Source organism: Thermostichus sp. MS-CIW-15 (genome assembly GCF_054060575.1).
The window spans coordinates 1-2,508 of sequence record NZ_JBSSDI010000066.1 but is presented as its reverse complement, the minus strand read 5'-3'; the positions used below and the strand labels follow the sequence as shown (position 1 = coordinate 2,508).

The window sequence follows — 2,508 nt, the reverse complement described above, 5'->3', positions numbered from 1 at the left end:
GTTGTTGGCAGCGAAGTCTCGACGCAAGCGGTGATCCGCGCCTGCTACCAGCAGGTGTACGGCTATGTGCCCTATGAAGGCCAACGGCTAACCCGCTGGGAGATCAAGCTGGAGTCGGGCGAGATTACCGTCAAAGAGTTTGTCCGCCAGTTGGCCAAGTCAGATCTGTTCCGCAACAAGTACTGGTCTAGTCTCTATGTCTGCAAGGCCATCGAGTTCATCCACCGCAAGCTGCTGGGCCGGCCCACCTACGGCCGGCAGGAGATGAACCGGCTGTTCGACATTGCCTCCAAGCAGGGCTTCTACGCCGTGGTGGACGCCATCCTCGACAGCGAGGAGTACCAGCAGGTCTTCGGGGAAGACGTCGTGCCCTACGAGCGCTACCTCACCCCTGCCGGTCTAGCGCGGCGGCGCATGCGCCCCGGATCCAGCGACATGGCCGTGGTCACCAGGCCCATCCGCACCGACGACGATATCCCCCTCTTTGTCAAGCTGGGCCAGCCCCAGGACAAGCCCTCCGGCGAGCTGGAGATCCAGCGGCGAGTCCAGCAGGGGGTGCCCAAGGTGCGCCAGGAGGTACCCATCTTCAAGCTCACCAGCCTGGCCAACAAAGCCGAGGTCAACAACCTCATCCGCGCCGCCTACCGGCAGATCTTCGAGCGCGACATGGACATCTACAACATCAGCGCCGAGCTCAGCTCTGCCGAGTCCAAGCTGCGCAATGGCGAGATCACCGTCAAGGAGTTCGTCGAGGCGCTGGGGTGCTCGGAACTGTACCGCTCCGAGTTCTACGCTCCCTATCCCAATACCAAGGTGATCGAGCTGGGCACCAAGCACTTCCTGGGCCGCGCACCCCTAAACCAGCAGGAGATCCGCAAGTACAACCAGATCTTGGCCACCCAGGGGTTGAAGGCCTTCGTGCGCGCCCTGCTCAACACCCAGGAGTATCGCGATCTCTTCGGCGAGGACACGGTGCCCTATCGCCGCTTCCCCACCTTGCCGGCGGCCAACTTCCCCAACACCCAAGAGCTGTATGGCCGCCTCACCAAGCAAAACAAGGAGCTCGTGGTGCCCAGTTTCAGACCTGTTGGCAGCAACGATCGCAGCTAGCTCAACCCCCCTCTCCCCTGGTGGGAGAGGAAAACCATTAGCTCCACACAGGCAGAGGGGACTGGGCTGTGTAGCCTAAGTGCTGCAGGGCAGCGGGGGTAACCACCCGACCCCTTGGCGTGCGCTGCAGGTAGCCAATCTGCAGCAGGTAGGGCTCGTACACCTCCTCAATTGTCTGGGGATCTTCACCTGTCACTGCGGCCATGGTCTCCAAGCCCACGGGCCCTCCCCCAAACTGCTCCACCAGTACCGTCAGCAGCTTGCGATCCGTCCAGTCCAAACCCATGGGATCCACCTGAAACAGCTCCAGGGCAGCGGCTGCCACCTCACGGCTGATGTGGCCATCCCCCCGCACCTGGGCATAATCGCGCACTCGCTTCAGGAGGCGGTTGGCAATGCGCGGTGTGCCTCGGGATCGGCGGGCAATCTCCTCGGCTCCCGCTCGGTCAATGGAGGTGTTCAAGAGGCGAGCGCTGCGCAACACAATTTCCGCCAGTTCGTGGGGCTCATAGAAGCGCAGCCGCTGCACCTGGCCAAAGCGATCCCGCAGCGGCGAAGTCAGAGCGCCAATGCGGGTAGTGGCCCCGATGAGGGTAAAGCGCTCCAGGGGTATGGAGGTGATGCGGGCCGAGCGTCCCTTGCCAACAGTGATGTCGAGGCGAAAATCCTCCATTGCTGGATAGAGCAGCTCTTCGGTTACCTTGGGCAGGCGGTGGATCTCGTCGATAAACAGCACGTCCCCCTGCTTCAGGCGCACCAAGTAGCCGGCAATGTCACGGGGGCTCTCCAGCGCCGGGGCCGTGGTCATGTAGAAGCGGGATCCCATCTCCGCCGCCAGCACCGCGGCCACCGTGGTTTTGCCCAAGCCAGGCGGGCCGTAGAACAGCAGGTGATCCAAAGGCTCCCCGCGGGCGCGGGCCGCTGCAATAGCGATGGAGAGCACTTCCTTCAGCTCTGTCTGGCCAATGTACTCTGCCAGGGTGCGCGGGCGCAGGGATTCTTCTTGAGCTTCGCTGGGGTGAGCCTGCGGTTGCAGTAGCCCTTCCGCCCTAGCAAAAGCCAATTTCGACTCTCTTCTGCGAGCAGAACTCTTTTGCTGCCGCTGCCCGGGATCCTCAGCCCCCGCAGCCCGAGAAGAAATGATCGCCATATCCTTTACTCGCAGATGCGATAGCCCTACTCTAACTGACTGGGGGAAAGATCCTGGTGAAACCGTTTGCCATTTTGGTCTCCCACCTGGATCGGAGAGGGCGGTAGAAGAAAAAACCCCCCAGCGTCTGCCAGGGGATTCAAGAAGGACTGATCGACTAGGTCAGGAGTGGATTAGCCGCGGATGGCCGGCGCCACTTCCACCGCCGCCAGGTCCAGCGGGAAGTTGTGCGCATTCCGCTCGTGCAT

Annotated in this window: 2 protein-coding genes; one reads left to right on the top strand and one right to left on the bottom strand. The window is 62.1% G+C overall.

Annotated elements, in window-relative coordinates; translation table 11 throughout:
• On the top strand, positions 1-1,110 hold a 1,110-nt coding region (locus ACVW0R_RS13405; protein ID WP_457502196.1), incomplete at its 5' end, for a phycobilisome rod-core linker polypeptide.
• Between the two features lie 37 nt (positions 1,111-1,147).
• On the opposite strand, the gene ruvB is transcribed toward ACVW0R_RS13405, so the two are convergent.
• On the bottom strand, positions 1,148-2,260 hold the full coding sequence (gene ruvB, locus ACVW0R_RS13400) for a Holliday junction branch migration DNA helicase RuvB (protein WP_011430676.1): 1,113 nt from the start codon (positions 2,258-2,260) through the stop codon (positions 1,148-1,150).
• Positions 2,261-2,508 lie beyond the last annotated feature (248 nt).

What these genes read in the sequence shown, in the direction of transcription:
- ruvB (WP_011430676.1), bottom strand. Translation starts at nt 2,260, where the DNA reads ATGGCGATCATTTCTTCTCGGGCTGCGGGGGCTGAGGATCCCGGGCAG.